This is a genomic window from Amantichitinum ursilacus (genome assembly GCF_001294205.1).
In the GTDB taxonomy this organism is placed as follows: Bacteria; Pseudomonadota; Gammaproteobacteria; order Burkholderiales; family Chitinibacteraceae; genus Amantichitinum; species Amantichitinum ursilacus.
In genome coordinates, this window is the sequence record NZ_LAQT01000006.1 from 108753 (window position 1) to 131725 (window position 22973).

A 22973-nucleotide genomic window follows, 5' to 3' on the forward strand; every position below is an offset into this window, starting at 1 on the left:
GGCCTTGAAGGACAGCCCCATTAAATACAGCTTGCGCGGGCCGCTTACGCAGTCCAGAACACCGATTTATTGCCCTTGACGGCATCAAGCACGCGGCGGATGGGGTATTGCTCCGTCAGCGGCTTGTCTTCAGTCAGCGCGGTTTGCAGCAATTCTTTTTTGCCTTCGCCAGTAATGTGCACGATCACGTTATGTGCTTTGGCAATCGTGGGCAGCGTCAGCGTAATGCGCTTGTGCGGCGCCACCGGCGGCGTAACGGCGGCCACCAGGTCGGTTGAGGCGCAAGCGGCTTCGAGTTCGGGCGCGTTGGGAAACAGCGATGCGGTGTGACCGTCTTCGCCCATGCCCAGAATCAGCACGTCAAACGGGGCGGGCAGGGTGGCGAAGCGTTGTTCAATTTCGGCCTGACCTTCGTGCGGCGTAGCGGCGGCGGAGACCGGCGAAACAAAATGAATGGCGGCGGCTTTGCCCACCAGCAGGTTCTGGCGCACGGTGCGTTCATTGCTGTCGGCATGGTCGACCGGTACCCAGCGCTCATCCACCAATGTGGCGTACACCTTGTCGAAATCGATATCGAGTTCGCTCAGCGCCTTGAACATGCCGGCTGGCGTGCGTCCGCCCGAAACGGCCAGCGACGCCTTGCCGCGTGCCGCGATGGCCAGGTTGAGTTGCTGGCCGATGGTTTGCGCCAGTTGCTGGTCCAGTTGGTCTTTCGACGCGAATTCATGCCATTGAACGGACATTCACTACCTCTTGAAATTGTTGCATTTGCTGCAGTGCATCAAAAACCCTGCGGCAAATCGGCAAAAGCGCGCCCCGACTGGAGCGCGCTTTGAGTACGGCACTGTTGGTTAAACGTGGATCAGGACTCTTCGTGCCAGGACAAGCCGTCGCGCGACAACAGCGCGGACGAGGCGGCGGGGCCCCAGGTGCCTGCGGTATACGGCTTCGGACCTTCGGCGCTGTTTTCCCACGAATCCAGAATCGGCTCGACCCAACGCCATGCGGCGCGTTGTTCGTCACGACGCACAAACAGCGAGATATCGCCGCGGATCACGTCCATCAGCAGACGCTCGTACGCTTCGGGCGAACGGGTCTTGAAGGTTTCCTTGAAGTCCATGTCCAGATGCACCGGGCGCAGGCGCACCTGGTTGCCCGGCTCTTTGGCCATCAGATACAGACGCACCGATTCGTCCGGTTGCAGCTGGATGACAAGGCGGTTGGGCGAAGTGCCACGGCCGTAGATCGAATGCGGCGCTTCGCGGAAATTAATGACAATCTCGGCCATACGCTCTTGCAAACGCTTGCCGGTGCGCAGGAAGAACGGAACGCCAGCCCAACGCCAGGTCTGGATTTCGGCCTTCAGCGCGACGAAGGTTTCTGCCTTCGAGCCAGCGGGCACGCCCGGTTCTTCTTGATAGCCCGGCACCGGCTTGCCATTGATGGCGCCCGCGCGGTATTGGCCGCGCACGACTTTGGTATGCACGTCTTCTTGCGTCAACGGCTTGAGGGCGCGCAGCACCTTCAGCTTTTCATCGCGCACGGCATCGGCGTCGATCGAAGCCGGCGGTTCCATGGCGACGATGGTGAGCAGTTGCAGCAAGTGGTTCTGGATCATGTCGCGCAGCGCGCCAGTCTTGTCGTAGAAATCAGCACGCGTTTCTACGCCAACCTGTTCGGTGACGGTGATCTGCACATCGCGAATCCACTCACGACGCCACAACGGTTCGAGCAACGTGTTGGCGAAGCGCAAGGCGATCAGGTTCAGTACCGGCTCTTTGCCCAGGTAATGGTCGATGCGGTAGATCTGTTGTTCGTCAAAGTATTCGGCAACGGCATCGTTGATCTCGTTGGACGAATCCAGATCATGGCCGAGCGGTTTTTCGAGTACGACGCGGGTATTGGGGACGCGGGCCAGGCCCACATCGGACAAGGCTTTGCAGATACGGGCAAACAGATCGGGCGCGGTGGACAGATAGAACACGCGCGAGCGGCCTTGTTGCTCATTGAGCTTGTCGGCCAGTTTGCTGTATTCGGCCGGATCGTTGGCATCCAGCTTCAGGTATTCGACGCGCGAAGCGAACGCCGCCCAAACCTCTTCTTCGTAATCCTTGCCCAGATAACCCTTGGCCAGTCCGTGCGCCTTGTCGAGATAGGCGGCGTTGTCGGGCACGCTGCGGCCCAGACAGATAATGCGGCCAGACTTGGGGAGATTGCCGTCACGGTGCTGGTGATACAGCGCAGGCAACAGCTTGCGCATTACCAGATCGCCGGTGCCGCCAAACAGCACCATGTCGAAAGCGTCGATGGGGGTCATAAGGGACGTTCCTTTTCCTTTTATGCGGGAGGCCAGGCGGCCTCCGTTTCTGTAACAGCCAGTGGGACTGTTCCGGGCTCTGCGCCAAGGCTACGGCATGCGTTACGGCCTGCGCGATGTGGGCAGGGGATGGCACCCCGCCGTACCTCTTGCCGCCATTGAAAATGCACGGTTTTAACGCGCAATATCAACTATGCTCGGCTTGTAACGCTGCTGGACGTAGTAAGACTTTGTAATCTTACTACATCGACAAAGCGTGGCGCAAACGGTATCGCCTACACGAGTTCCTGGCAAAACCAACAGAGTTTGTCCTGGATCAAATCACTGCTGAACACTTGGTTATGTTGCAGTGCAGCAGCACCCTTTTGTGTCATATTAAAAGTTGAGTCGGTACCGGGGTTGTAGTAAAACTACGCCTCGGCAACTAATTCCAAGGCCCTTACGGCTACCCTGCAATACCGTTAGAAAGCACCATCCATTTACCGCGATCCCTCTACCGGAGTCCTGCAATGCCTGCTGTCAGCCCCGTTCACCCCCGGCTTACCGAGGTAACCCGGCGTATCGTCGAACGTAGTCGCGAATCCCGTCAGCGCTATCTTGCGCGGCTGGATCAGGCAGCCAGTAAAGAGCCGGTGCGTAAAGGGCTCGCATGCACCAATCAGGCGCATGGCTGGGCTGCGGCGCCCGAGAAAGACAAGATCATGCTGCGCGAAATGCGCCACCCCAACGTGGCGATCGTGTCTTCATATAACGATATGTTGTCGGCCCATCAGCCGTTCGAAACTTACCCCGCCATCATCAAGAATGCCGTGCATGAAGTGGGCGCCACTGCGCAATTCGCTGGCGGTACGCCCGCGATGTGTGATGGTGTCACCCAAGGTGAGCCGGGCATGGAGTTGTCGCTGTTCAGCCGCGATGTGATCGCCATGTCGACTGCCATCGCGCTGTCGCACAATATGTTCGATGCCGTCACTTTGCTGGGTGTATGTGACAAGATTGTGCCAGGCCTGCTGATTGGTGTTTTGCAGTTTGGTCATCTGCCCGCCGTGTTTGTACCTGCCGGCCCCATGACTTCGGGGATTTCGAACGGCGAAAAATCCAAAATCCGCCAGTTGTTTGCTGAAGGCAAATGCGATCGCCTTGAGCTGCTGCGCTCGGAAGAAGCGTCGTATCACGGCGCGGGCACCTGTACGTTCTATGGCACGGCCAACAGCAACCAGATGCTGATGGAAATCATGGGTCTGCATCTGCCCGGTTCTGCCTTTGTGCACCCCAACACCCCGCTGCGCGATGCGCTGACCGCTGAGGCCGGCCGCGTGGCCGCCCGCAATACCGCGCTGGGCAACAACTTTATTCCGGTTGGGCGCATGATCGACGAGAAAGCCGTCGTTAACGGCATCGTCGGTTTGCTGGCCACCGGTGGCTCGACGAACCACACCATGCACCTGACCGCCGCCGCGCGTGCTGCGGGCATCGTGATCGACTGGAGCGATTTTGATGATCTGTCGGCCGTGGTGCCGCTGCTGGCCAAGATCTATCCGAATGGCGCATCGGACGTAAACCAGTTTCACGCTGCAGGTGGCATGGGCTACCTGACGCGCGAGCTACTGAAGGGCGGCTACCTGCACGCCGACGTCATGACAGTGATGGGCCAGGGTTTGCAGTACTACACGCGTGAACCTTTCTTGATCGACGGCAAGGTCGAATGGCGCGAAGCACCGGAACATTCGGCAGACGAATCGGTGCTGCGGCCGATCACCAAGCCGTTTAGCGCGGATGGCGGCCTGCGTTTGCTGGACGGCAATCTGGGTCGCGCCGTGATGAAGGTCTCGGCTGTGCAGCCGGAGCACCGCATCGTCGAAGCGCCGGTCATGGTGTTCCATGATCAGCATGATGTGCTTGAAGCATTCAAACGCGGCGAGATGGAAAAGGACTTGATTGTCGTGCTGCGCTTCCAGGGGCCACGTGCAATGGGTATGCCCGAACTGCACAAGCTGACCCCGGTGATGGGGGTGTTACAGGATCGCGGCTTCAAGGTGGCGCTGATCACCGATGGCCGGATGTCTGGTGCATCGGGCAAGGTCCCCTCGGCGATCCATATCACGCCCGAAGCGCTGGCTGGTGGCCCGCTGGCCAAATTGCGTGACGGCGATATTGTGCGCCTTGATGCAGTGACCGGCGTGCTGCAGGCCAAAGTGGATTCTGCGGTCTGGGCGTCGCGCGAGCGGGCCGAGGCCGATCTGGATGCGAACCAGCACGGCATGGGTCGCGAGCTGTTTGCTTCTTTCCGTCACGCTGCCACGGGCGCGGAAGAGGGCGCCTTGTCGCTGGGATTGGCGCATTAAGCGCGCAATCCGGCGCAAGGCATCTGGGGGTGGTCCCGCCAGCGCAGTATTCCGTACGTGCCAACTAGCGGAATGCGCGGGGCGATCGTAGGTTCTAACGAGCAATTATTAGAAAGTCAGGATCATGCAAATTCGTGAAATCATGCGCTCCTGCCCGGTGATGCCGGTGCTGGTGATCGAAAAGACCGAACACGCTGTACCACTGGCCAAAGCGCTGGTCGCAGGCGGTATCCGTGTACTCGAAGTTACGCTGCGGACGGAAGCGGCGCTCGAATCGGTGCGGTTGATTGCCGAACAAGTGCCCGAGGCAATCGTTGGTGTGGGGACGGTCATCCGGCCCGAGCAGTTCAAGCAATCGCGCGATGCCGGTGCGCGTTTCGCCGTCACGCCGGGCCTGACGCCCAAGCTGGTGGCCGGTGCGCTTGAAGTCGGAATCCCGCTGCTGCCCGGTGTGATGACTCCTTCCGAAGTCATTTACGCGCTGGAAGAAGGCTTTGACGCGCTCAAACTGTTCCCGGCTGAGCAAGCGGGTTCGTACGGCATGCTCAAGGCACTGGGTGGCCCGCTGGCTGAAGTGCTGTTCTGTCCGACTGGAGGCGTTACGCCCGAGTCAGCGCCCAAACTGTTAGCGCTGCCGAATGTGGGTTGTGTCGGTGGTTCGTGGCTCGCGCCCAAGGATAAACTGGCGGCAGGCGACTGGGCGGCAATCACCGAACTGGCGAAAGCAGCGGCTGCATTGCGCGGTTGATTGCCGTTTGCATGGGGCGGCGATCGGGGCGGAAGTGGATTTGAAACACGACGCGTGTTGAATGTCCGGATGCAAACACCATCTGCTCAGGATTACACTGTCGCCCCATAAGATTGCGTCGACCGCATCGATCGCGCGGCCCGGCAGATGGCATACTGCCCGACCGGTCAGTCGCACTATCTATATATAAGTAATGTGTACTCAAGCCGCTGAGGGTCGGACAGCCCCAGCGGCTCACTCGTTAATCCAACCAGGAGAAATCGTCATGGCAATCCGCATCGCCATCAACGGCTACGGCCGCATCGGCCGCAACGTGCTGCGCGCACTGTATGAATCGGGCCGGACCAACGAATTCCAGGTCGTCGCCATCAATGATCTGGGCGACGCCAATACCAATGCTCACCTGACCAAGTATGACACCGTGCACGGCCGCTTTAACGGCACCGTGGCGGTTGAAGGTGAATTCATGGTCGTCAACGGCGACAAGATCAAGGTTTGCGCCGTGCGCAATCCGGCCGAACTGCCGTGGAAAGACCTGGGTGTGGACGTCGTGCTGGAATGTACCGGCTTCTTCACCACCAAAGAAAAAGCCTCGGCCCACATCACCGCTGGCGCCAAGAAAGTCATCATTTCTGCCCCGGGCGGCGCGGATGTCGACGCCACCATCGTTTATGGCGTTAACCATGGCGTGCTGAAAGCCAGCGACACCGTCATTTCGAACGCTTCTTGCACCACCAACTGCCTGGCCCCGCTGGTCAAGCCGCTGCACGACAAGATCGGGATCGTGGCTGGCCTGATGACCACCGTGCACTCTTACACCAATGACCAGGTGCTGACCGACGTGTACCACAGCGATTTGCGTCGCGCCCGTTCGGCCACGCAATCAATGATCCCGACCAAGACCGGCGCTGCATCGGCTGTGGGTCTGGTGCTGCCGGAACTGAATGGCAAACTCGACGGTTTTGCCGTACGCGTTCCGACCATCAACGTTTCGCTGGTCGATCTGTCGTTTACCGCTGCCCGCGCCACCACCAAAGAAGAAATTCACTCCATCATCAAGGAAGCTTCGGAAGGTGAACTGAAAGGCATCCTTAACTTCAACGATCTGCCGCTGGTTTCGCATGACTTTAACCATGACCCGGCTTCGTCAACTTACGAAGCGGGCTATACCAAGGTCACCAATGGCGGCCTGCTGGTCAAGGTATTGTCGTGGTACGACAACGAATGGGGCTTCTCCAACCGTATGCTCGATACGACCAAAGCATTGTGGAACGCTAAATAACGCGTTTTAAAGATGTTTGTTTTAAACAAAGGCCGCTTTTGCGGCCTTTGTTTTTGCCTGTATCCGCCGAAATAAAACGAATGTTCGAATATGCTGATTTATTGCTAATTGATTGAATTGATTGTAATTAATCGCAATAAAAAACTAGACGGTTGACTAGTCGAGAATGACTCTCGGAAAGTTGATCCATAGGAATGTTGCACGCATACGACAATAATCAGGTTGTTCCTGGTTCCGGTTTGCGACGCATAAGGTCGTTCCCGTATGCTTTGACGGTAGAGCAAGGTTCGCGTCATCTGTAACGCCCAATCTTGCAAATACAGCTGGTTGAACGACCACTTATCAAACTAGGAGACCTATAAATGTTTAAGCGTGCTCTGATTGCTGCTGCGGTAACCGCTACTTTCGCCGCACCGGCTTTCGCTGATGTGACCATCAGCGGCGCTGCGGAAATGGATATTTTCGTACGTACTCACCAGGCTTCGTCGTCCAGCAATGGCGATGGCGGCAGCTCCGCTATCCTGAACGAAACCGATCTGACGCTGAACTTCGACGGTGTCGACAAGCTCGATTCCGGCGACAAGCTGATTTGGCACGTTGCACAAAAAGTGGCTACTCCTGGTACCGTGGCATGGGGCTCGCGTGAAGCCTACATCGGCCTGAGCGGCAACTGGGGTACCTTCCGTTCGGGTCGCGTGTTTGCACCGTCTTACCTGGCTCTGGATGCGTTCCAATGGGGCGCCGGTAACCTGTGGGAAGATTACGGCGCGAACGCTGTATGGTTCAAATCGGCTCTGGCCTACACCACGCCTGACTTCGGTGGCTTCGGTGTGCAAGTTGCTTACGACCTGGGCACCAAAACTGCTCAAGGCCAAACCTGGGCTGTTGATGCAATCGCTACCTACAACGGTAACGGTCTGAGCCTGGCTGGTGGTTATCAGCAACAGAAAGGTGTTGGTGTGACTGGCGCGGCTAACCCGGCTGGCGGCAACTTCGGTGCCTTCAACCAGGATGATGCGTTCACCTCCGGCGGCGATACCGGCCTGAAGCAAGAGTTCTACTTTGCTCAAGGTAACTGGGACATCGGCAACGGCTTTACCGTTCGCGGCGGCTGGAAGCACAACAAGTGGACCGATGACAACCATGTCACCAACGGCGCTTACGGCTTCAGCAACAGCGCTGAAAACGACCAGTTCCTGGTTGCCGGTGCCTACAGCTGGGGCAAGAACTCTGTAGCTCTGGGCTGGCAAGACATCGTTAACAGCAAGACCGATGGTAACGACAACAAAGACCACGATCTGAACCAGATCTTCGGTCAGTACACCTACGGTCTGTCCAAGAACACCGTATCGTTCCTGCAAGTTCGCTACCACAAGTTCAAAGACGACACCGCTCGTCCGCTGGTTGCTGCTACGTGGCAAGTTGATGGCACCGCTACCGGTACCAACAACGGCGCTCGCGTTCTGGTTGGCACCTGGACCGGCTTCTAATCAGAAATACGTTTCTGGTTAAATGCTAAAAAAGGGCAGCGCAAGCTGCCCTTTTTTTATTGGCGTTTGTTGTATTGTTGTTGGCTGGATACCGGTTTGTTTAATTCTCAAAATATCATTAAGAATCATAAGTTAATAGGTTTCCGGAGTTAATTGCCAATAGCCAATTTGCAACCACCTCAAGGTGGTTTTTTTACGCGTTGTCCTGATCAAGTTGCCCCGCCTAAGCTGCGTTCCCAACAGCCGTCGGTCGATCCGAAAGCCGATCTGGCTGAGGTCCGCCAGCGTTGTGCAACCGCAATTCAAAAATAATCAGGAGAACCTGTCATGTTCAAACGTGTACTTATCGCTTCCGCGCTCAGCGCCGCATTTGCCGCGCCTGCTTTTGCTGATGTGACCATTTCCGGTTCGGCCGAAATGGACCTGTTTGTGCGTACCCATCAAGCTACGTCGCAAAACAATGACGGTGGCAGCACCGCATTCGGCAACGAAACCGATCTGATCATCAACTTTGATGGCAAAGACAAACTGGACAGCGGCAATTCGCTGATCTGGCACGTGGGCCAGAAAGTGCAGACGCCGGGTACGGCCGCCTGGGGCAGCCGTGAAGCTTATGTCGGCATTGCCGGTGAATGGGGTTCGTTCCGTTCGGGCCGCATGTTCGCGCCGACTTACCTGGCGCTGGATGAATTCCAGTGGGGTGCGGGCAATCTGTGGGAAGACTATGGCGCGAATGCGGTGTGGTTTAAAGAAGCCATCACCTATGCCACGCCTGATCTGAACGGCTTCGGCGCAGAAGTGATGTACGACTTCGGCACCAAGACTGCGAAAGGCCAGACCTACGCGCTGGACGCAGTGGCTCGCTACAAGGGCTACGGCTTCAATGTGTCGGGTGGTTATCAAACCCAGAAAGGCGTGGCCAACAAGAACGACGCCAACAACGGCAACCGCGTTACCTTCAACATTGATGACGCGTTCCAGAGCGGTGGCGATACCGGCGCCAAGCAGGAGTTCTACTTTGTGCAAGGCAACTGGAAAATCGTTAACAGCGGCTTCCAGGTGCGCGCTGGCTACAAGCACAACAAGTGGACTGACGAAAACGGCAGCATCACCGGTCTGAAGAACTTCAAGGCTGAGAACGACCAGTTCCTGGTGGCCGGTTCGTACGACTTCATGCAAAAGCATCAAGTGGCGCTTGGCTGGCAGTCTATCGTCAACAACAAGTACAACGGCCACAAGAGCACCGACGCGTTCGGCCGTCATATCGATGATGGCGATTTCGATAGCAACCAGATCTTTGGTCAGTACACCTACGCACTGTCCAAGCAAACCGTGAGCTACGCACAAGTGCGTTATCAGATGTTTGGTTCGGATAACGGGCGTCCGGCTGTTTCCACCTCGGGCCAGTTCGACGGCGTTTCGATGACGGGCACCGATAACGGTTCGCGCGTGATGATCGGTACCTACACCTCGTTCTGATCGCAAACGGTTAAACATCTTGTTTCAGGGACGGCTTGGGCCGTCCCTTTTTTTCGTCTGCGATGCAGTCAGCTTTACTGCAAAAATGTAATCAGATTGCTTTAGCTACATTCCCCACCAAGTGGTCTTATCATCTCGGGGCGTTTTTTGCCCATCCGTGTCTCTTTTGCACCCGCCCCAAAACGCCGCAAAGCAAATATCCACGCGGTTTTGCGCTGTTTCATAAGGCATACGCCGTACATATATGCCCTGGTCAGGGGTTCACCTGATTTCGGCGGAATTGGCCTGCAACTAGAGTCTCTAGCGCGAGCGAAGCCATGGGGCGGCTCGCAGCCTAGGAGACCGAAGAAAATGAAAACTTTGCGTATGACGCTCTGCGCAGCGGCTTTGATGACCGTTGCATGCGCTGCCAATGCGGCAGAAGTTGAAGTCCTGCACTGGTGGACATCCGGCGGTGAAGCAAAGGCCGCTGGCGAGCTGAAGAAAATGCTCGAAACCAAGGGCGACAAGTGGAAGGATTTCGCTGTAGCCGGTGGTGCTGGCGATAACGCCATGACCGCGCTGAAGACCCGCGTCGTGTCTGGCAACCCGCCTTCCGCCGCTCAGGTTAAAGGCCCCGCCATTCAGGAATGGGGTGATCAAGGTGTTCTGGCCAACATCGACGATGTGGCTAACAAGAACAACTGGAACAAGGTTCTGCCGGCCGTTGTGCAGAACACCATGAAATACCAAGGTCACTACGTGGCTGCACCGGTTAACGTTCACCGCGTTAACTGGCTGTGGGTTAACCCGGAGCTGCTGAAGAAGGCCAACGCCAAAGTTCCGACCACTTGGGACGAATTCTTCAAGACTGCTGACGCGCTGCAAAAAGCCGGCATCCAGCCGGTGGCTTACGGTGGTCAACCGTGGCAAGACTCCACCGTCTTTGAAGACGTGGTTCTGGGTGTAGGCGGTGCTGACTTCTTCAAGAAGGCTTTCGTTCAACTGGACCAGGCAACGCTGAAGGGCGCCACTATGGTCAAGGCGCTCGAAACCTACAAGAAGATCAAGCCGTATACCGACAAGAACGCCGCTGGCCGCGACTGGAACCTGGCAACCGCCATGGTTATCAATGGCAAGGCTGGTATGCAGTTCATGGGTGACTGGGCCAAGGGCGAGTTCCTGGCTGCAGGCAAGGTACCGGGCAAAGACTTCCTGTGCGTGCCGGCGCCTGGCACTGCCAAGTCCTACACCTTCAACATCGACAGCTTTATCTTCTTCAAGCTGAAGAATGCTGATGGCGCCAAGGGTCAGAACGACCTGGCTGAAACGCTGGTTAGCCCGGAATTCCAACAAGTGTTCAACCTGAACAAGGGTTCCATCCCGGTTCGTCTGGACGCCGACATGGCCAAGTTTGATGACTGCGGTAAAGAGTCTGCCAAAGACTTCGCAACTGATAACAAGTCCGGCACGCTGGTTCCGTCCTTCGCTCACGGCATGGCTGCTCACTCGGCTACCCAAGGCGCGATCTTCGACGTTGTTTCGCAATTCTGGAACGACGACAGCATGACCGCCCAACAAGCTGCCGCCAAGCTGGCTGCTGCTGCCAAGGTCAACTAATCCACGGATGGCCGCAAGGCCATCTTCGGGTCTGACCTGAAATACCCGCTTTTGTAGTACCGCACTAACCCTCTCTCACCGTTCCAGGTGGGAGAGGGGGCTCCACCCCATCGTACATCGGAGATTTGTCATGATTCAGTCGACCCGGCCAGCTCAGTATGGCTTTGCGGAACGCTGGCTTCCGCGGCTTGTGCTTGCCCCGTCGTTCTTGCTCTCGCTGGTATTCATTTACGGCTTTGTAGTCTGGAACGGGTATCTGTCTTTTACTGCCTCGAGCCTGTTGCCCAGATATGAATGGGTCGGTTTCCACCAATATGCGCGTCTGTTTGCCAATGACCGCTGGTGGGTGGCTGTATTCAACCTGTTCAAGTTTGGCGTGCTGTTTATCGGTATCAGCATGTTGGTCGGTATTTTCCTGGCCATTTTGCTGGATCAGAAAATCCGCTTTGAAGGTTTTATCCGCACCGTTTACCTGTACCCGATGGCGCTGTCGTTCATCGTGACCGGCACGGCGTGGAAATGGATGCTGAACCCGGGTCTGGGCCTGGAAAAGCTGATGCATGACTGGGGCTGGACGTCGTTTACCTTCGACTGGCTGGTCAATCCCGACATGTCGATCTACACCGTGGTGATCGCCGCCATCTGGCAATCGTCCGGTTTTGTAATGGCACTGTTCCTCGCTGGCCTGCGCGGTATTGATGATTCGATCATCAAGGCAGCCCAGATCGATGGCGCAACCCTGCCGCGTATTTACTGGAAGATCATTCTGCCCGCCATGCGGCCGGTGTTCTTCTCCACGCTGATGATTCTGGCTCACATCGCCATCAAGAGCTTTGACCTTGTGGTCGCGCTGACTGGTGGTGGCCCGGGCTTCTCGTCGGACGTACCCGCAACCTATATGTATGCAATGGCCTTTACCCGTGGCGAAATGGGCCTGGGTTCCGCCAGCGCAATGATGATGCTGCTGAGCGTGTCGGCCGTCATCGTGCCTTACCTGTATTCCGAACTGCGCAGAGGTAGTCGTTAATGGCTAATAACAACAAATGGGCCCGCATCCTGGTTTATGCGGTTCTGATCTACGCGGTTATCTATTACTTGTTGCCGCTGTACGTGATGATCACCACCTCGGTCAAAACCACCGAAGAAATCCGCACCGGTAACCTGTTGTCGCTGCCGATGCACATCACGCTGGACGCCTGGCGCAAGGCATGGGGTACCGCGTGTACTGGCGTGCAATGTACCGGTCTGTCGTTGTACTTCTGGAACTCGGTGCGCATGGTGTTTCCGGCCGTGATCATCTCCACCACGATGGGCGCCATCAATGGCTACATCCTGTCGAAGTGGAAGTTCTACGGCTCCGAGATCGTGTTTGCCATGCTGATGTATGGCCTGTACATCCCGTTCCAGGTACTGCTGCTGCCGATGGCGCAAACCGAAGGTTATCTGGGCATTGCCGGCACCACACCGGGCCTGATCTTCGTACACGTCGTTTGCGGTATCGCATCGACCACGCTGTTCTTCCGCAACTATTACGTCGGTATCCCGGATGAGCTGATCAACGCCGCACGCCTTGATGGCGCTGGCTTCTGGCGCATTTTCTTCCGCGTGGTGCTGCCGATGTCGCTGCCGATCGTGATGGTGACCTTCATCTGGCAATTTACCCAGATCTGGAACGACTTCCTGTTCGGCCTGGTGTTCTCGTCCGGTGATTCGCAACCGATTACCGTGGGCCTGAACAACATGGCCAACACCTCGACGTCGGTGAAGGAATACAACGTAGACATGGCCGGCGCGATTATCGCGGCGCTGCCGACGATCTTCGTCTACGTGGTGGCAGGCAAATATTTCGTGCGCGGCCTGGCCGCTGGCGCGGTCAAGGGCTGATCCAGCCTTCATAGATAAACCCGAGCGCTGCGGCAAACGCAGGAGCAAGCCACATGGCGATGCCCGCTTTGCCAGCAGCCCGGTACCCGAACTCAGAACTGGAGAAAAAGATGGGCGCACTTGCCATCAAGAACGTCACCAAAAGCTTTGGCGACACGCATATCCTCAAAGGCATCGATATCGAGATCGACGACGGTCAGTTCCTGATCCTGGTTGGTCCGTCGGGCTGCGGTAAGTCCACGCTGATGAACATCATTGCGGGCCTGGAAGGCCCGACTACCGGTGAAGTGCATATCGGTGGCCGCGTGGTGAACAACATTTCGCCCAAAGATCGCGATATCGCGATGGTGTTCCAGAGCTACGCGCTGTACCCGACCATGAACGTGCGTCAGAACATTGCCTTCGGTCTGGAAACCCGCAAAGTACCCAAGAAAGAACAAGACGAAGTGATCCAGCGCGTCGCCAAGATGCTGCAGATGGATCACCTGCTGGATCGCAAGCCGGGCCAGTTGTCCGGCGGCCAGCGTCAACGTGTGGCCATGGGCCGTGCACTGGCGCGCGATCCGATCCTGTTCTTGTTTGACGAGCCGCTGTCCAACCTGGACGCCAAGCTGCGCGTTGAAATGCGGACCGAAATCAAGCAACTGCATCAGCGCCTGAAGACCACCATGGTCTACGTGACGCACGATCAGATCGAAGCCATGACGCTGGGCGATCGTATTGCCGTGATGAAAGACGGCATCATCCAGCAGTTCGGCAGCCCGCAAGAAATTTACGAGCGCCCGAGCAACCTGTTTGTGGCCAGCTTTATCGGGTCGCCGTCGATGAACTTCATCGATTGCCACCTGGCTGAGCAAAATGGCCAGATCGGCGTGAGCCTGCAGACCGACAGCGACGCCCGCTTCCTGCCGCTGCCGAATGGTCAGCGCCTGGCTGGCCGCGTGGGCCAGGAAGTGATCCTGGGCGTGCGTCCGGAACAACTGGATGTGGCGCACTCGGACGACAACGTCGCTGCGATCAGCATCAAGGTCAACCTGACCGAGCCGACCGGCCCGGACACCATGATCTTCACCAAAATCAACGGCAAAGAAGTGGTGGCGCGTGTACACCCGCGTGATGCCAAGGGCCCGGGCGAAACCATGCGCCTGGCGCTGGACATGAGCAAGGTGGTGCTGTTCGACCCGAAAACTGAATTGCGCCTGGAGTAATCCGGCGACGGAATGTGCCTGAAGAGGTCTTCCTAGAGTAGAGCTGCCCCACCGTAACCCGGTGGGGCTTTTTTTTGTGTGGACGGCCCGTGGCTGGCGCGTGCGCATAGGGTGGGTCGTGACCCACCATCAAAGGCAGCGAACAGAACGCAGCGGTCGCGGGTCTCATCAGCGGCTTTGAATGGTGGGTCATGACCCACCCTATGCGTGGTGGCCTCCGCGGCTCAGCTTGCGATCCATACGCCGCGCGGATCGGCCTGGGGTGCGCTTACAGCTTGCGCCGTTCCACTAACGCTTGCGCCAGCGTGCCCGGATCGACATGTTCCAGCTCGCCGCCCACCGGCAGACCGCGCGCAATGCGGCTGACTTGCAGCCCGCGCGCGCGCAGCATCTCGGCCAGATAATGCGCGGTGGCTTCGCCTTCGACGGTGAAGTTGGTACTGAGGATGACCTCTTGCACAACGCCATCGCTGGCGCGCTCCAGCAGTCGGGCAAAGGCGATGTCTTGCGTGCCGATGCCATCAAGCGGACTTAGTCGCCCCATCAGCACAAAGTACAAACCGTGATACGCCAGCGTTTGCTCCACCATCAACAGATCGGTGGGCATTTCCACTACGCATAGCTGTTCCCGTGTGCGGCGCTCATCCGCGCAAATCTCGCAGACTTCGGCTTCGGTAAAGGTATTGCAGTCACGGCAATGGCGCAGCGTGCCCAATGCATGCATCAACGCATGCGCCAGATCATTGGCGCCGGGCTGATCGCGCTGCAGTAAGTGATAGGCCATGCGGCTGGCCGATTTGGGGCCGACGCCAGGTAACACGCGCAATGCGTCGATCAGGTTCTGCAAAGAAGACGGCGTACTCATCGACAGGCGACTCGGGATGGATGGAGGAGGGTACAAACAACAAGGGCAGAAGCACTGGTCTTCTGCCCCCGGGGCCATGCGCGCTTAGAACGGCATCTTGAAGCCAGGCGGCAGGCTCATGCCGGCGGTAAAGCCCGCCATTTTTTCAGACGTGGTGGTTTCCACCTTGCGCGTGGCGTCGTTCAGCGCGGCCACGATCAGGTCTTCCAGCATGTCTTTGTCGTCCTGCAGCAGGCTGTCGTCGATGTGGATGCGCTTGACCGCGTGGTTACACGTCATGGTCACTTTGACCATGCCCGCGCCCGCCTGGCCTTCCACTTCTACCGTGGCCAGCGCTTCTTGCGCCTTGGCCATGTTTTCCTGCATCTGTTGGGCCTGCTTCATCAGGTTGCCCAGACCGCCTTTATTGAACATGTTTTGCTCCTTGTTGATCGGTAAAAGCGCGGGTTACACCGGCTGGATGGTGCCGGGCACCACGATAGCGCCAAAGTCTTGCACCAGGGATTGCACAAACGGATCGTTCTGGATTGCGTCTTCCGCCTGCGCCTGACGTACTGCCCGCTCGCGCTGCATGATGGCCGCGGGCGTGTGATGAATTTCTTCCTCGATCAGCTGCGCGCTGACTTCAATATCCTGGCCAAAGTGACGGCTTAATGCCTCGCGCAGCTTGTCCTGGAAATCGCGCGTGGCGATGCTCTTGTTGGCGTTGTTAACGCGCAGTACAAACACGCCGTTATTCCAACTGGTCAATTCTGCCTGGTGGGCCAGCATCAGCGCCGCGCCGATTTTCATGCTGTCGAGCAAGGCACGCCAGTCGCCGCTGAAATCTTCAAGCCGGGGCGCCATGGCCGCGGCTGGCTCGATCTGCACGGTAACGGCCGGGATTTCCGCGCCAGTGACATTGACCGTCACTTCAACGTGATTGTTCGCGACCGGCTCGCTTGGTGTGGACCGCGCGATCGTGACATGCGCTGGGGGCTCGGTGGAGAGCGATTCCCACGGCGGCAGATCATTGGGATCTTCGGGTTCGATGGCGGGTGCAGGCGCGGGCGCCGGGGCGGGCGCGGCGACGGGTGCAGCAACCGGGGCGGGCACGGGCGCGGCAGTTGGTGTCGGCGCGGCCACCGGCGTTTCCACCGCAATCGGCACCGGAGCCGGAGCCGCAATCGCCGCCGGTGCAGGCCGGGAAGCAGCGCTACCGCCACTGGCCGGCATTGCCGCCAGCTGCGCGCCACCGACCGGCGCAAACGCCAGCATACGCATCAGCGTCATCGAAAAACCGGCGTATTCATCGGGCGCCAGAGCCAGGTCACGGCGACCATGAATGGCAATCTGATAATAAAGCTGGGTTTCTTCCGCGCTGATTGCCTCGGCAATGGCCAGGATATCCGCGCGTTGTGGCAAATCGTCCGCTAGCGCGGCGGGCACAACCTGCGCCATCGAAATCTGGTGCAGCAAATGTGCGAGTTCGTGCAATGCCGATTCGTACGACAAGCCACGCGCCGCGATGCTGTCGGCAGCGGCCATCATGGCCACGCCGTCATTGGCCACCAGCGCGCGCAGCACATCAAACAAATAGCTCTGGTCGACCGCGCCCAGCATGGCGCGCACGCCTTCTTCGCGTACGTCACCACCGCCATAGGCAATGGCCTGATCCAGCAGGCTAAGCGCATCGCGCATCGAACCATTGGCGGCATGGCCCAGCAGGGCCAGCGCGCTGGGTTCAAACGGAATCTGTTCGGCTTCGAGCACGTGGTTAAGGTGGCCCGAGACCTGTTGCGGCGTCATTTGCCGCAACGAAAACTGCAAACAACGCGACAGCACCGTGATCGGCACCTTCTGCGGATCGGTGGTGGCGAGGATGAATTTGACGTGGCCGGGTGGTTCTTCCAGCGTTTTCAGCATCGCGTTAAAGGCACTTTTGGACAGCATGTGCACTTCATCGATGATGTAAACCTTGAAGCGGCCGGCGGTGGGCGCGTACTGCGCGTTATCGAGCACTTCGCGGATATTGTCGATGCCGGTATTCGATGCGGCATCAATCTCGAGCAAATCAACAAAACGCCCCGCGTCAATCTGGGTACACGCCGCGCACACGCCACAGGGCTCCGCGGTGACGCCGGTTTCGCAATTAAGCGATTTGGCCATGATGCGGGCGATGGTGGTCTTGCCCACGCCGCGCGTACCGGTTAACAGCCAGGCGTGATGCAACCGGCCATTGGCAAACGCGTTGGCGAGCGCCTTGATGACATGTTCCTGGCCCACGAGCTGGGCGAAAGTGCGGGGGCGCCACTTGCGGGCGAGTACTTGATAAGCCATAGCGGGCGATTCTACCAGAGAGAGATTGGGCGCAGCGCGTTGCGGGGCGCGAATGCGATCAAGGCCGTCCGCACAGAAGCAAACGCCCGCAATCCGGCGTGGATGCGGGCGTGGGGCAGAGCAATAAACGGTTTACAGATCGCCGAAGTAGCGCTGGCTATCGGTCAGAAAATGCGGGCCGCCGTCGGGGCGGATCAGCGTGCCGATGCCTTCGCTGGTCAGCAATTCCAGCAGCAAGGCGTTGGGCACGCGGCCATCGATTACATGCGCTGACTTAACGCCCGCGCGCACGGCATCCAGCGCCGAGCCGATCTTGGGCAGCATGCCGCCCGACAAGGTGCCGTCGGCCACCAGGCCATCCACTTCGGACAAGGTCAGGCTCGGGATCAGCTTGCCCGCTTTATTGAGTACGCCCGGCGTATTGGTCATCAGGATCAGCTTTTCGGCATCCAGCGAGCGCGCCAGTGTGCCCGCTACCAGGTCGGCGTTGATGTTGTACACCTCGCCGTCCGTGCCCACGCCAATCGGCATGATCACCGGCACAAAACTGCGCGATTGCAGCAGGTTGATCACCTCGGGGTCGATGCGCTCAATTTCACCCACGGCGCCAATATCAACCGGCTCGGTTTCACCGGCTTCGGGCGGCAGCAGTAATTTGCGCGCCTGAATAAAACGGCCATCCTGCCCGCTAAGACCCACGGCTTTGCCGCCGCTGCGGTTGATCAGTCCGACGATTTCCTGGTTGATTTTGGCCGTGGCCATTTCCACCGCTTCCAGCGTTTGCGCGTCAGTGACGCGCATGCCGCGGCGGAATTCGCTTTTCACGCCCATGCGCTCCAGCAGCCCGGTAATTTGCGGGCCGCCGCCATGCACGATCACCGGACGCATCCCCACCAACTGCAACAACGCGATATCGCGCGCGAAGCCGGCTTTAAGCGCTTCGTCAGTCATGGCGTTGCCGCCGTACTTGATCACAAACGTGCGCGAATGAAAGCTTTGTATATAAGGCAGTGCTTCGGCCAGGATATTGGCCTTGCTGCTGGCATCAAGAGAACTGGAGGCCACGACGGTTTCTCCTTAAGCCTGGGCGCTGGTCTGGAATAACTGATAGACCGCATCAGGAGTGGCACAGCTGCGCAGACGCTGGCGGAAATCCTGGTCGCTGAACAATTGCGCCACGCTGGCCAGTAATTGCAGATGCGCTTCGGTGGCGCGTTCGGGTACCAGCAACGCCAGCACATGTGATACCGGCTTGCCATCGGGCGCATCAAACGGCAGAGCCAGGGTGGTACGGACATACACGGCTTTGGCTTCGGTCAGGCCTTTCAGGCGCGCATGCGGCAACGCCATGCCAAGGCCCAGCGCCGTCGAGCCGAGCTCTTCGCGTGCGATCAGGCTTTTGACGATCTGATCACGGTTTAAACCATATTGCTGCTCAAGTTTGCGGGCAATTTCTTCAAACAATCGGTTTCGGGTAGAAACGTTGAGGTCGAGCAGGATTGTTTCCGGCTTGATCAGCTCAGCAATATTCATGGGGTGGGTCACCATCGGCAGCAGTTAAAAAGAAGGGCCGTCCTTGTGGGACAGGCTGGTCGCATTATAAGAAAGAAGCCGGGCGGGCAGGGACATCGAAACATCCTTTTTGCGATATTTTTATGTCCGTTAACCGTTGTCTGCCGGTACCGGCTCACAGCGTATAGGCTGCAGTCCCAACGCGGTGCGGGCCATCTCGTTGACGCTGCGCGCATCAACAAGGCGGCCCGGCTGCCGTAACCGCTATGTTGGGCGATAATGGCCCGATTCAATCCAGCCAGTCCGATCATGAATACGTCTGTCGATTCGTCCCCGCAATCCCCGGCCGATCCACGCCCGGAGCCGCCGTTTGAACCGCCGCTGGAAGCCTGTTGCGGCAATGGCTGCGATCCCTGCATTTTTGATACCTATGGCGAAGAACTGCGCCGCTATCGTGCCGAGCTTAAAGCGTGGGAACAGCGCCACAGCTCATAACGAGAACGCCGGGCCGACCCACAGCGCAGCGCGCGCAACGCAGGCACAATGGCGCCTTGCCGGGAAAATCCGGAGCGATGTTGGATCTAGCATGAGTGCATTACGCAAGGTGGTTTACGGGTGGGTGGCGACGCTGCTGGGATTGGCAATGCAAGGGGCTGTGGCGGCCTTGCCAACGCCGGTGCAAAGCGCACTCGATGCGGCGCATATTCCGGGCAGCGCCCTGTCGCTGGCAGTGGTGCCGCTGGACTCCCCTGGCGCGGCGCAATACTGGAATGCCGATGGCGCGGTGAACCCTGCCTCGACCATGAAATTGCTGACCACCTTTAGTGCGCTGGATGTGTTGGGGCCGGCATTTAGCTGGACCACCGATGCGTGGTCTGAAGCCGCCCCCGATAAGGGCGTGTTGGCGGGCAACTTATATATAAAGGGCAGCGGCGACCCGAAACTGACGCTGGAACGACTCTGGCTGTTGTTGCGTGATGTACGGGCTGCGGGCGTCAATCGCATCACCGGCGATATCGTGCTGGACCGTAGTGCGCTGCAAATCCCCGAACGCACCAGCTTTGCCGATGACGGCAATGATCCGGCGCGTGCCTATCTGGTCGGGCCGGACGCGCTGCTGACCAACTTCCATGCGTTTCGTTTTCATATGGCCACGGATGCACGCGCCAGCCGGGTGGTGGTGGATCCGCCGGTAGCATTGCTGGATGTCGATAATGCGGTACGCGTGTCGGCCAATGCGTCATGTAATGGAAATGGTCTGACATTTAGCGCCACGCCCGGCGCGCGTGGTGCGGTGCGAGTCAAGGTGAGCGGCGCGCTGCCAGCGGACTGTGTGGTCGATAAATACCAGTCTTATCTGGACAGCCCGCTATATACCGCCAGCCTGCTGCGCTATTTGTGGAAAGAAACCGGCGGCGATATCGCGGGTAACTGGCGTCTGGGCAGCGTGCCCGCCGGCGCGATCAAGCTGGCGCAAAGCCAGTCGCCTGATCTGGTGAGCGCCATTCGCGATATTAATAAGTACAGCAACAACTTGATGGCGCGGCAGTTGTTTCTGACGCTGGGGGCGCAAACGCGCCAGGCGGGCGATAGCGATGATATTGCGGCCGCAGTGCGTGCGGTGCACGACGTCATCGCCCGGCATGGTGGCGACTGGCCCGAACTGGTGCTGGAAAATGGCTCTGGGCTGTCGCGCGAGGAGCAGATTTCGGTGCGGCATATGGCGCAATTGCTGCAGTGGGGCTGGCTAAGCCCGTATGCGCCGGAATATATCTCGTCGCTGCCGATTGCCGCGGTGGATGGCACCATGAAAAAGCGACTACGCAATACCGATGGCGCCGGCGCGCATATCAAGACTGGCACGCTCAAGAATGTACGCGCCGCCGCCGGTTATATGCGCGGGGCCGATGGTCGCATGCTGGCGGTGGTGGTCATCCTTAATCACCCATTGGCTGAGCGCGGCATGGCGGTCATCGATAGCACATTGGCATGGGCGCAGGCGTTTGGGGCGGCGCAATAGGCTGGCTGGCGTGCAGGGCGGGGCGGGTGGACAGGCTTGCTGTGCGGCGCTCGCCGTAACGGGCGTAACACGCTAAAATAGCGAGCTTTTTTCCATCCTGCTACCCGCAGGTTAACCAAAGGCGCGCCATGGACAAGATCCTGATCCTTGATTTCGGCTCTCAAGTTGCCCAACTGATCGCCCGACGCGTGCGTGAAGCACACGTTTATTGCGAGCTGCACTCGTTTGATGTCTCGGTCGACTTCATTCGCGAGTTCAACCCCAAGGCCATCATTCTTTCGGGCGGACCCAATTCGGTCTACGAAAGCGATTATCAGGCGGATCCGGCATTGTTTGAGCTGGGCGTGCCGGTGCTGGGTATCTGTTACGGCATGCAGTGGATGGCGCAAGTGTTGGGCGGCAAGGTTGAAGGCGGCCATGTGCGTGAATTCGGCTTTGCCGAAATCCGTGCGCGCGGCCACAGCGCGTTGTTCCGCGACATTCAGGACCGCACCAACGAACAAGGTCACGGCCTGCTGGAAGTGTGGATGAGCCACGGTGACAAAGTGACCGAGCTGCCGCCGACGTTCAAGCTGATTGCTGAAACCCCCTCGTGCCCGATCGCCGCCATGGCGGACGAAGACAAAAACTTCTATGGCGTGCAATTCCATCCGGAAGTAACGCACACCATCAAGGGCCGCGATCTGATCAACCGCTTTGTGCTGGAAATCGCCAAAGCGCAACCGTCCTGGACCATGCCCAACTATGTGGACCAGGCCGTACAGAAAATCCGTGAACAGGTTGGTGACGAAGAGGTCATCCTGGGCTTGTCCGGTGGTGTCGATTCTTCGGTGGCCGCCGCGCTGATCCATCGCGCTATCGGCGACAAACTGACTTGCGTCTTTGTTGATAACGGTTTGTTGCGCCTGAACGAAGGCGAGCAAGTCATGAACATCTTCAACAAGCATCTGGGCGTGAAGGTTATCCACGTTAACGCGACTGAACAGTTCATGGGCCATCTGGCTGGGGTGGCTGATCCGGAAGCCAAACGCAAAATTATTGGTCGCGAATTCGTTGAGGTATTCCAGGCTGAAGCCGGCAAGCTGCCCAATGCGCGTTGGCTGGCTCAAGGCACCATCTACCCGGACGTGATCGAATCGGCCGGCGCCAAGACCAAGAAAGCGCACACCATCAAGAGCCACCACAACGTGGGCGGTCTGCCGGAAACACTGAACCTGAAGCTGCTGGAACCGTTGCGCGAACTGTTCAAGGACGAAGTCCGCGAGCTGGGCGTGGCGCTGGGCCTGCCGCATGAGATGGTATATCGCCATCCGTTCCCGGGTCCGGGCCTGGGCGTGCGTGTACTGGGTGAAGTCAAACAGGAGTTCTGCGATCTGCTGCGTCGCGCGGACGCCATCTTTATTGATGAGCTGCGTGCTGCCGACTGGTACGACAAAACATCGCAAGCGTTTGCCGTATTCCTGCCGGTGAAGTCGGTGGGCGTAATGGGCGATGGCCGTACTTATGAATATGTGGTGGCGCTGCGTGCGGTGCAGACCAGTGACTTCATGACCGCCAAGTGGGCCGAGCTGCCGTATGAACTGCTGGGCAAGGTATCCAATCGCATCATCAACGAAGTCCGCGGGATCAATCGCGTTGTTTATGATGTGTCGGGCAAACCGCCCGCCACGATTGAGTGGGAATGACCTTCGCCTTATATATACATATAAGAGCGAATAAAAATGAAAACCCCGTGCTTAAGCGCGGGGTTTTTTGTTTATTGCCCGGGTTTTGCGCGACGTGACGTCCGATTTCCGCCGGAATTAAACGAAATGCGCCAGAACGCGCGGGTTTTGCAGCGGTGGTGAATCGGGCTAAGTAAGCGATTTCTGATATGCCTTCAAAAATCTTTAACAAAGATTTGCT

General features: G+C 58.2%; 20 protein-coding genes. 12 read left to right on the forward strand and 8 right to left on the reverse strand.

Going from position 1 to position 22973, the window contains the following annotated elements; all coding sequences use genetic code 11:
• Positions 1-44 precede the first annotated feature (44 nt).
• Positions 45-743 carry a 6-phosphogluconolactonase gene (gene pgl, locus WG78_RS08520; protein ID WP_053937379.1) on the reverse strand — a complete coding sequence of 233 codons (699 nt, stop codon included), beginning with the start codon at positions 741-743 and terminating at the stop codon, positions 45-47.
• Between the two features lie 119 nt (positions 744-862).
• Positions 863-2317 (reverse strand): glucose-6-phosphate dehydrogenase, encoded by a 1455-nt coding sequence (gene zwf / locus WG78_RS08525; RefSeq protein ID WP_053937380.1) that lies wholly within the window; start codon positions 2315-2317, stop codon positions 863-865.
• Between the two features lie 509 nt (positions 2318-2826).
• Between zwf and edd the strand changes: the two genes are divergently transcribed.
• From edd to WG78_RS08570, 9 genes are all read left to right on the forward strand, one after another.
• Positions 2827-4662 carry a phosphogluconate dehydratase gene (gene edd / locus WG78_RS08530; RefSeq protein WP_053937381.1) on the forward strand — a complete coding sequence of 612 codons (1836 nt, stop codon included), beginning with the start codon at positions 2827-2829 and terminating at the stop codon, positions 4660-4662.
• A gap of 124 nt (positions 4663-4786) precedes the next feature.
• Positions 4787-5410 carry a bifunctional 4-hydroxy-2-oxoglutarate aldolase/2-dehydro-3-deoxy-phosphogluconate aldolase gene (locus tag WG78_RS08535; RefSeq protein WP_053937382.1) on the forward strand — a complete coding sequence of 208 codons (624 nt, stop codon included), beginning with the start codon at positions 4787-4789 and terminating at the stop codon, positions 5408-5410.
• Between the two features lie 265 nt (positions 5411-5675).
• Positions 5676-6692: a type I glyceraldehyde-3-phosphate dehydrogenase gene (gap, locus tag WG78_RS08540; protein WP_053937383.1), complete on the forward strand. Its 1017-nt coding sequence runs from the start codon at positions 5676-5678 to the stop codon at positions 6690-6692.
• A 362-nt stretch (positions 6693-7054) separates the two neighbouring features.
• Positions 7055-8182: a porin gene (locus tag WG78_RS08545; RefSeq protein WP_053937384.1), complete on the forward strand. Its 1128-nt coding sequence runs from the start codon at positions 7055-7057 to the stop codon at positions 8180-8182.
• 327 nt (positions 8183-8509) lie between these two features.
• The gene (locus WG78_RS08550) at positions 8510-9661 is read left to right on the forward strand and encodes a porin (RefSeq protein WP_053937385.1); all 1152 of its coding nucleotides are present in this window, start codon (positions 8510-8512) and stop codon (positions 9659-9661) included.
• A gap of 351 nt (positions 9662-10012) precedes the next feature.
• Positions 10013-11260, forward strand: coding sequence for an ABC transporter substrate-binding protein (locus tag WG78_RS08555; RefSeq protein WP_053937386.1), 1248 nt, complete (start codon positions 10013-10015; stop codon positions 11258-11260).
• Positions 11261-11390: 130 nt separating this feature from the next.
• Positions 11391-12287 carry a carbohydrate ABC transporter permease gene (locus tag WG78_RS08560; protein WP_053937387.1) on the forward strand — a complete coding sequence of 299 codons (897 nt, stop codon included), beginning with the start codon at positions 11391-11393 and terminating at the stop codon, positions 12285-12287.
• Entirely contained in the window at positions 12287-13144 is an 858-nt protein-coding gene (locus WG78_RS08565) for a carbohydrate ABC transporter permease (protein ID WP_053937388.1), read from the forward strand. Before WG78_RS08560 ends, WG78_RS08565 begins: the two co-directional genes overlap by 1 nt.
• Before the next feature lie 110 nt (positions 13145-13254).
• Positions 13255-14352 carry an ABC transporter ATP-binding protein gene (locus WG78_RS08570; RefSeq protein ID WP_053937408.1) on the forward strand — a complete coding sequence of 366 codons (1098 nt, stop codon included), beginning with the start codon at positions 13255-13257 and terminating at the stop codon, positions 14350-14352.
• 268 nt (positions 14353-14620) lie between these two features.
• Here the strand turns inward: WG78_RS08570 and recR are convergent, their stop codons facing one another.
• The 5 genes from recR to WG78_RS08595 form a co-directional block, all read right to left on the reverse strand.
• Positions 14621-15217, reverse strand: coding sequence for a recombination mediator RecR (gene recR / locus WG78_RS08575; protein ID WP_053937389.1), 597 nt, complete (start codon positions 15215-15217; stop codon positions 14621-14623).
• Between the two features lie 84 nt (positions 15218-15301).
• A complete protein-coding gene (locus tag WG78_RS08580; RefSeq protein WP_053937390.1) occupies positions 15302-15631 on the reverse strand; it encodes a YbaB/EbfC family nucleoid-associated protein in 330 nt (109 codons plus the stop codon).
• A 33-nt stretch (positions 15632-15664) separates the two neighbouring features.
• Positions 15665-17536, reverse strand: a complete 1872-nt coding sequence (gene dnaX, locus WG78_RS08585) for a DNA polymerase III subunit gamma/tau (RefSeq protein ID WP_053937391.1) — start codon at positions 17534-17536, stop codon at positions 15665-15667.
• A 132-nt stretch (positions 17537-17668) separates the two neighbouring features.
• Complete coding sequence (argB, locus tag WG78_RS08590; RefSeq protein ID WP_053937392.1) at positions 17669-18601, reverse strand: acetylglutamate kinase; 933 nt, start codon at positions 18599-18601, stop codon at positions 17669-17671.
• A 12-nt stretch (positions 18602-18613) separates the two neighbouring features.
• Complete coding sequence (locus WG78_RS08595; protein ID WP_053937393.1) at positions 18614-19069, reverse strand: PTS sugar transporter subunit IIA; 456 nt, start codon at positions 19067-19069, stop codon at positions 18614-18616.
• 288 nt (positions 19070-19357) lie between these two features.
• Between WG78_RS08595 and WG78_RS08600 the strand changes: the two genes are divergently transcribed.
• The 3 genes from WG78_RS08600 (at position 19358) to guaA (ending at position 22753) form a co-directional block, all read left to right on the forward strand.
• Positions 19358-19543, forward strand: coding sequence for an oxidoreductase-like domain-containing protein (locus tag WG78_RS08600; RefSeq protein WP_053937394.1), 186 nt, complete (start codon positions 19358-19360; stop codon positions 19541-19543).
• A 91-nt stretch (positions 19544-19634) separates the two neighbouring features.
• Positions 19635-21068, forward strand: a complete 1434-nt coding sequence (gene dacB / locus WG78_RS08605; RefSeq protein ID WP_053937395.1) for a D-alanyl-D-alanine carboxypeptidase/D-alanyl-D-alanine endopeptidase — start codon at positions 19635-19637, stop codon at positions 21066-21068.
• 128 nt (positions 21069-21196) lie between these two features.
• Entirely contained in the window at positions 21197-22753 is a 1557-nt protein-coding gene (gene guaA / locus WG78_RS08610; protein WP_053937396.1) for a glutamine-hydrolyzing GMP synthase, read from the forward strand.
• Here the strand turns inward: guaA and WG78_RS23065 are convergent.
• A partial coding sequence (locus tag WG78_RS23065) for a hypothetical protein (RefSeq protein WP_236692007.1) occupies positions 22695-22973 on the reverse strand: 279 nt, incomplete at its 5' end. The two genes, guaA and WG78_RS23065, sit on opposite strands and share 59 nt — an antisense overlap.

Coding starts and splice junctions, on each gene's coding strand:
- pgl (WP_053937379.1), bottom strand. CDS start 743: ATGTCCGTTCAATGGCATGAATTCGCGTCGAAAGACCAACTGGACCAG.
- zwf (WP_053937380.1), bottom strand. CDS start 2,317: ATGACCCCCATCGACGCTTTCGACATGGTGCTGTTTGGCGGCACCGGC.
- edd (WP_053937381.1), top strand. CDS start 2,827: ATGCCTGCTGTCAGCCCCGTTCACCCCCGGCTTACCGAGGTAACCCGG.
- WG78_RS08535 (WP_053937382.1), top strand. CDS start 4,787: ATGCAAATTCGTGAAATCATGCGCTCCTGCCCGGTGATGCCGGTGCTG.
- gap (WP_053937383.1), top strand. CDS start 5,676: ATGGCAATCCGCATCGCCATCAACGGCTACGGCCGCATCGGCCGCAAC.
- WG78_RS08545 (WP_053937384.1), top strand. CDS start 7,055: ATGTTTAAGCGTGCTCTGATTGCTGCTGCGGTAACCGCTACTTTCGCC.
- WG78_RS08550 (WP_053937385.1), top strand. CDS start 8,510: ATGTTCAAACGTGTACTTATCGCTTCCGCGCTCAGCGCCGCATTTGCC.
- WG78_RS08555 (WP_053937386.1), top strand. CDS start 10,013: ATGAAAACTTTGCGTATGACGCTCTGCGCAGCGGCTTTGATGACCGTT.
- WG78_RS08560 (WP_053937387.1), top strand. CDS start 11,391: ATGATTCAGTCGACCCGGCCAGCTCAGTATGGCTTTGCGGAACGCTGG.
- WG78_RS08565 (WP_053937388.1), top strand. CDS start 12,287: ATGGCTAATAACAACAAATGGGCCCGCATCCTGGTTTATGCGGTTCTG.
- WG78_RS08570 (WP_053937408.1), top strand. CDS start 13,255: ATGGGCGCACTTGCCATCAAGAACGTCACCAAAAGCTTTGGCGACACG.
- recR (WP_053937389.1), bottom strand. CDS start 15,217: ATGAGTACGCCGTCTTCTTTGCAGAACCTGATCGACGCATTGCGCGTG.
- WG78_RS08580 (WP_053937390.1), bottom strand. CDS start 15,631: ATGTTCAATAAAGGCGGTCTGGGCAACCTGATGAAGCAGGCCCAACAG.
- dnaX (WP_053937391.1), bottom strand. CDS start 17,536: ATGGCTTATCAAGTACTCGCCCGCAAGTGGCGCCCCCGCACTTTCGCC.
- WG78_RS08595 (WP_053937393.1), bottom strand. CDS start 19,069: ATGAATATTGCTGAGCTGATCAAGCCGGAAACAATCCTGCTCGACCTC.
- WG78_RS08600 (WP_053937394.1), top strand. CDS start 19,358: ATGAATACGTCTGTCGATTCGTCCCCGCAATCCCCGGCCGATCCACGC.
- dacB (WP_053937395.1), top strand. CDS start 19,635: ATGAGTGCATTACGCAAGGTGGTTTACGGGTGGGTGGCGACGCTGCTG.
- guaA (WP_053937396.1), top strand. CDS start 21,197: ATGGACAAGATCCTGATCCTTGATTTCGGCTCTCAAGTTGCCCAACTG.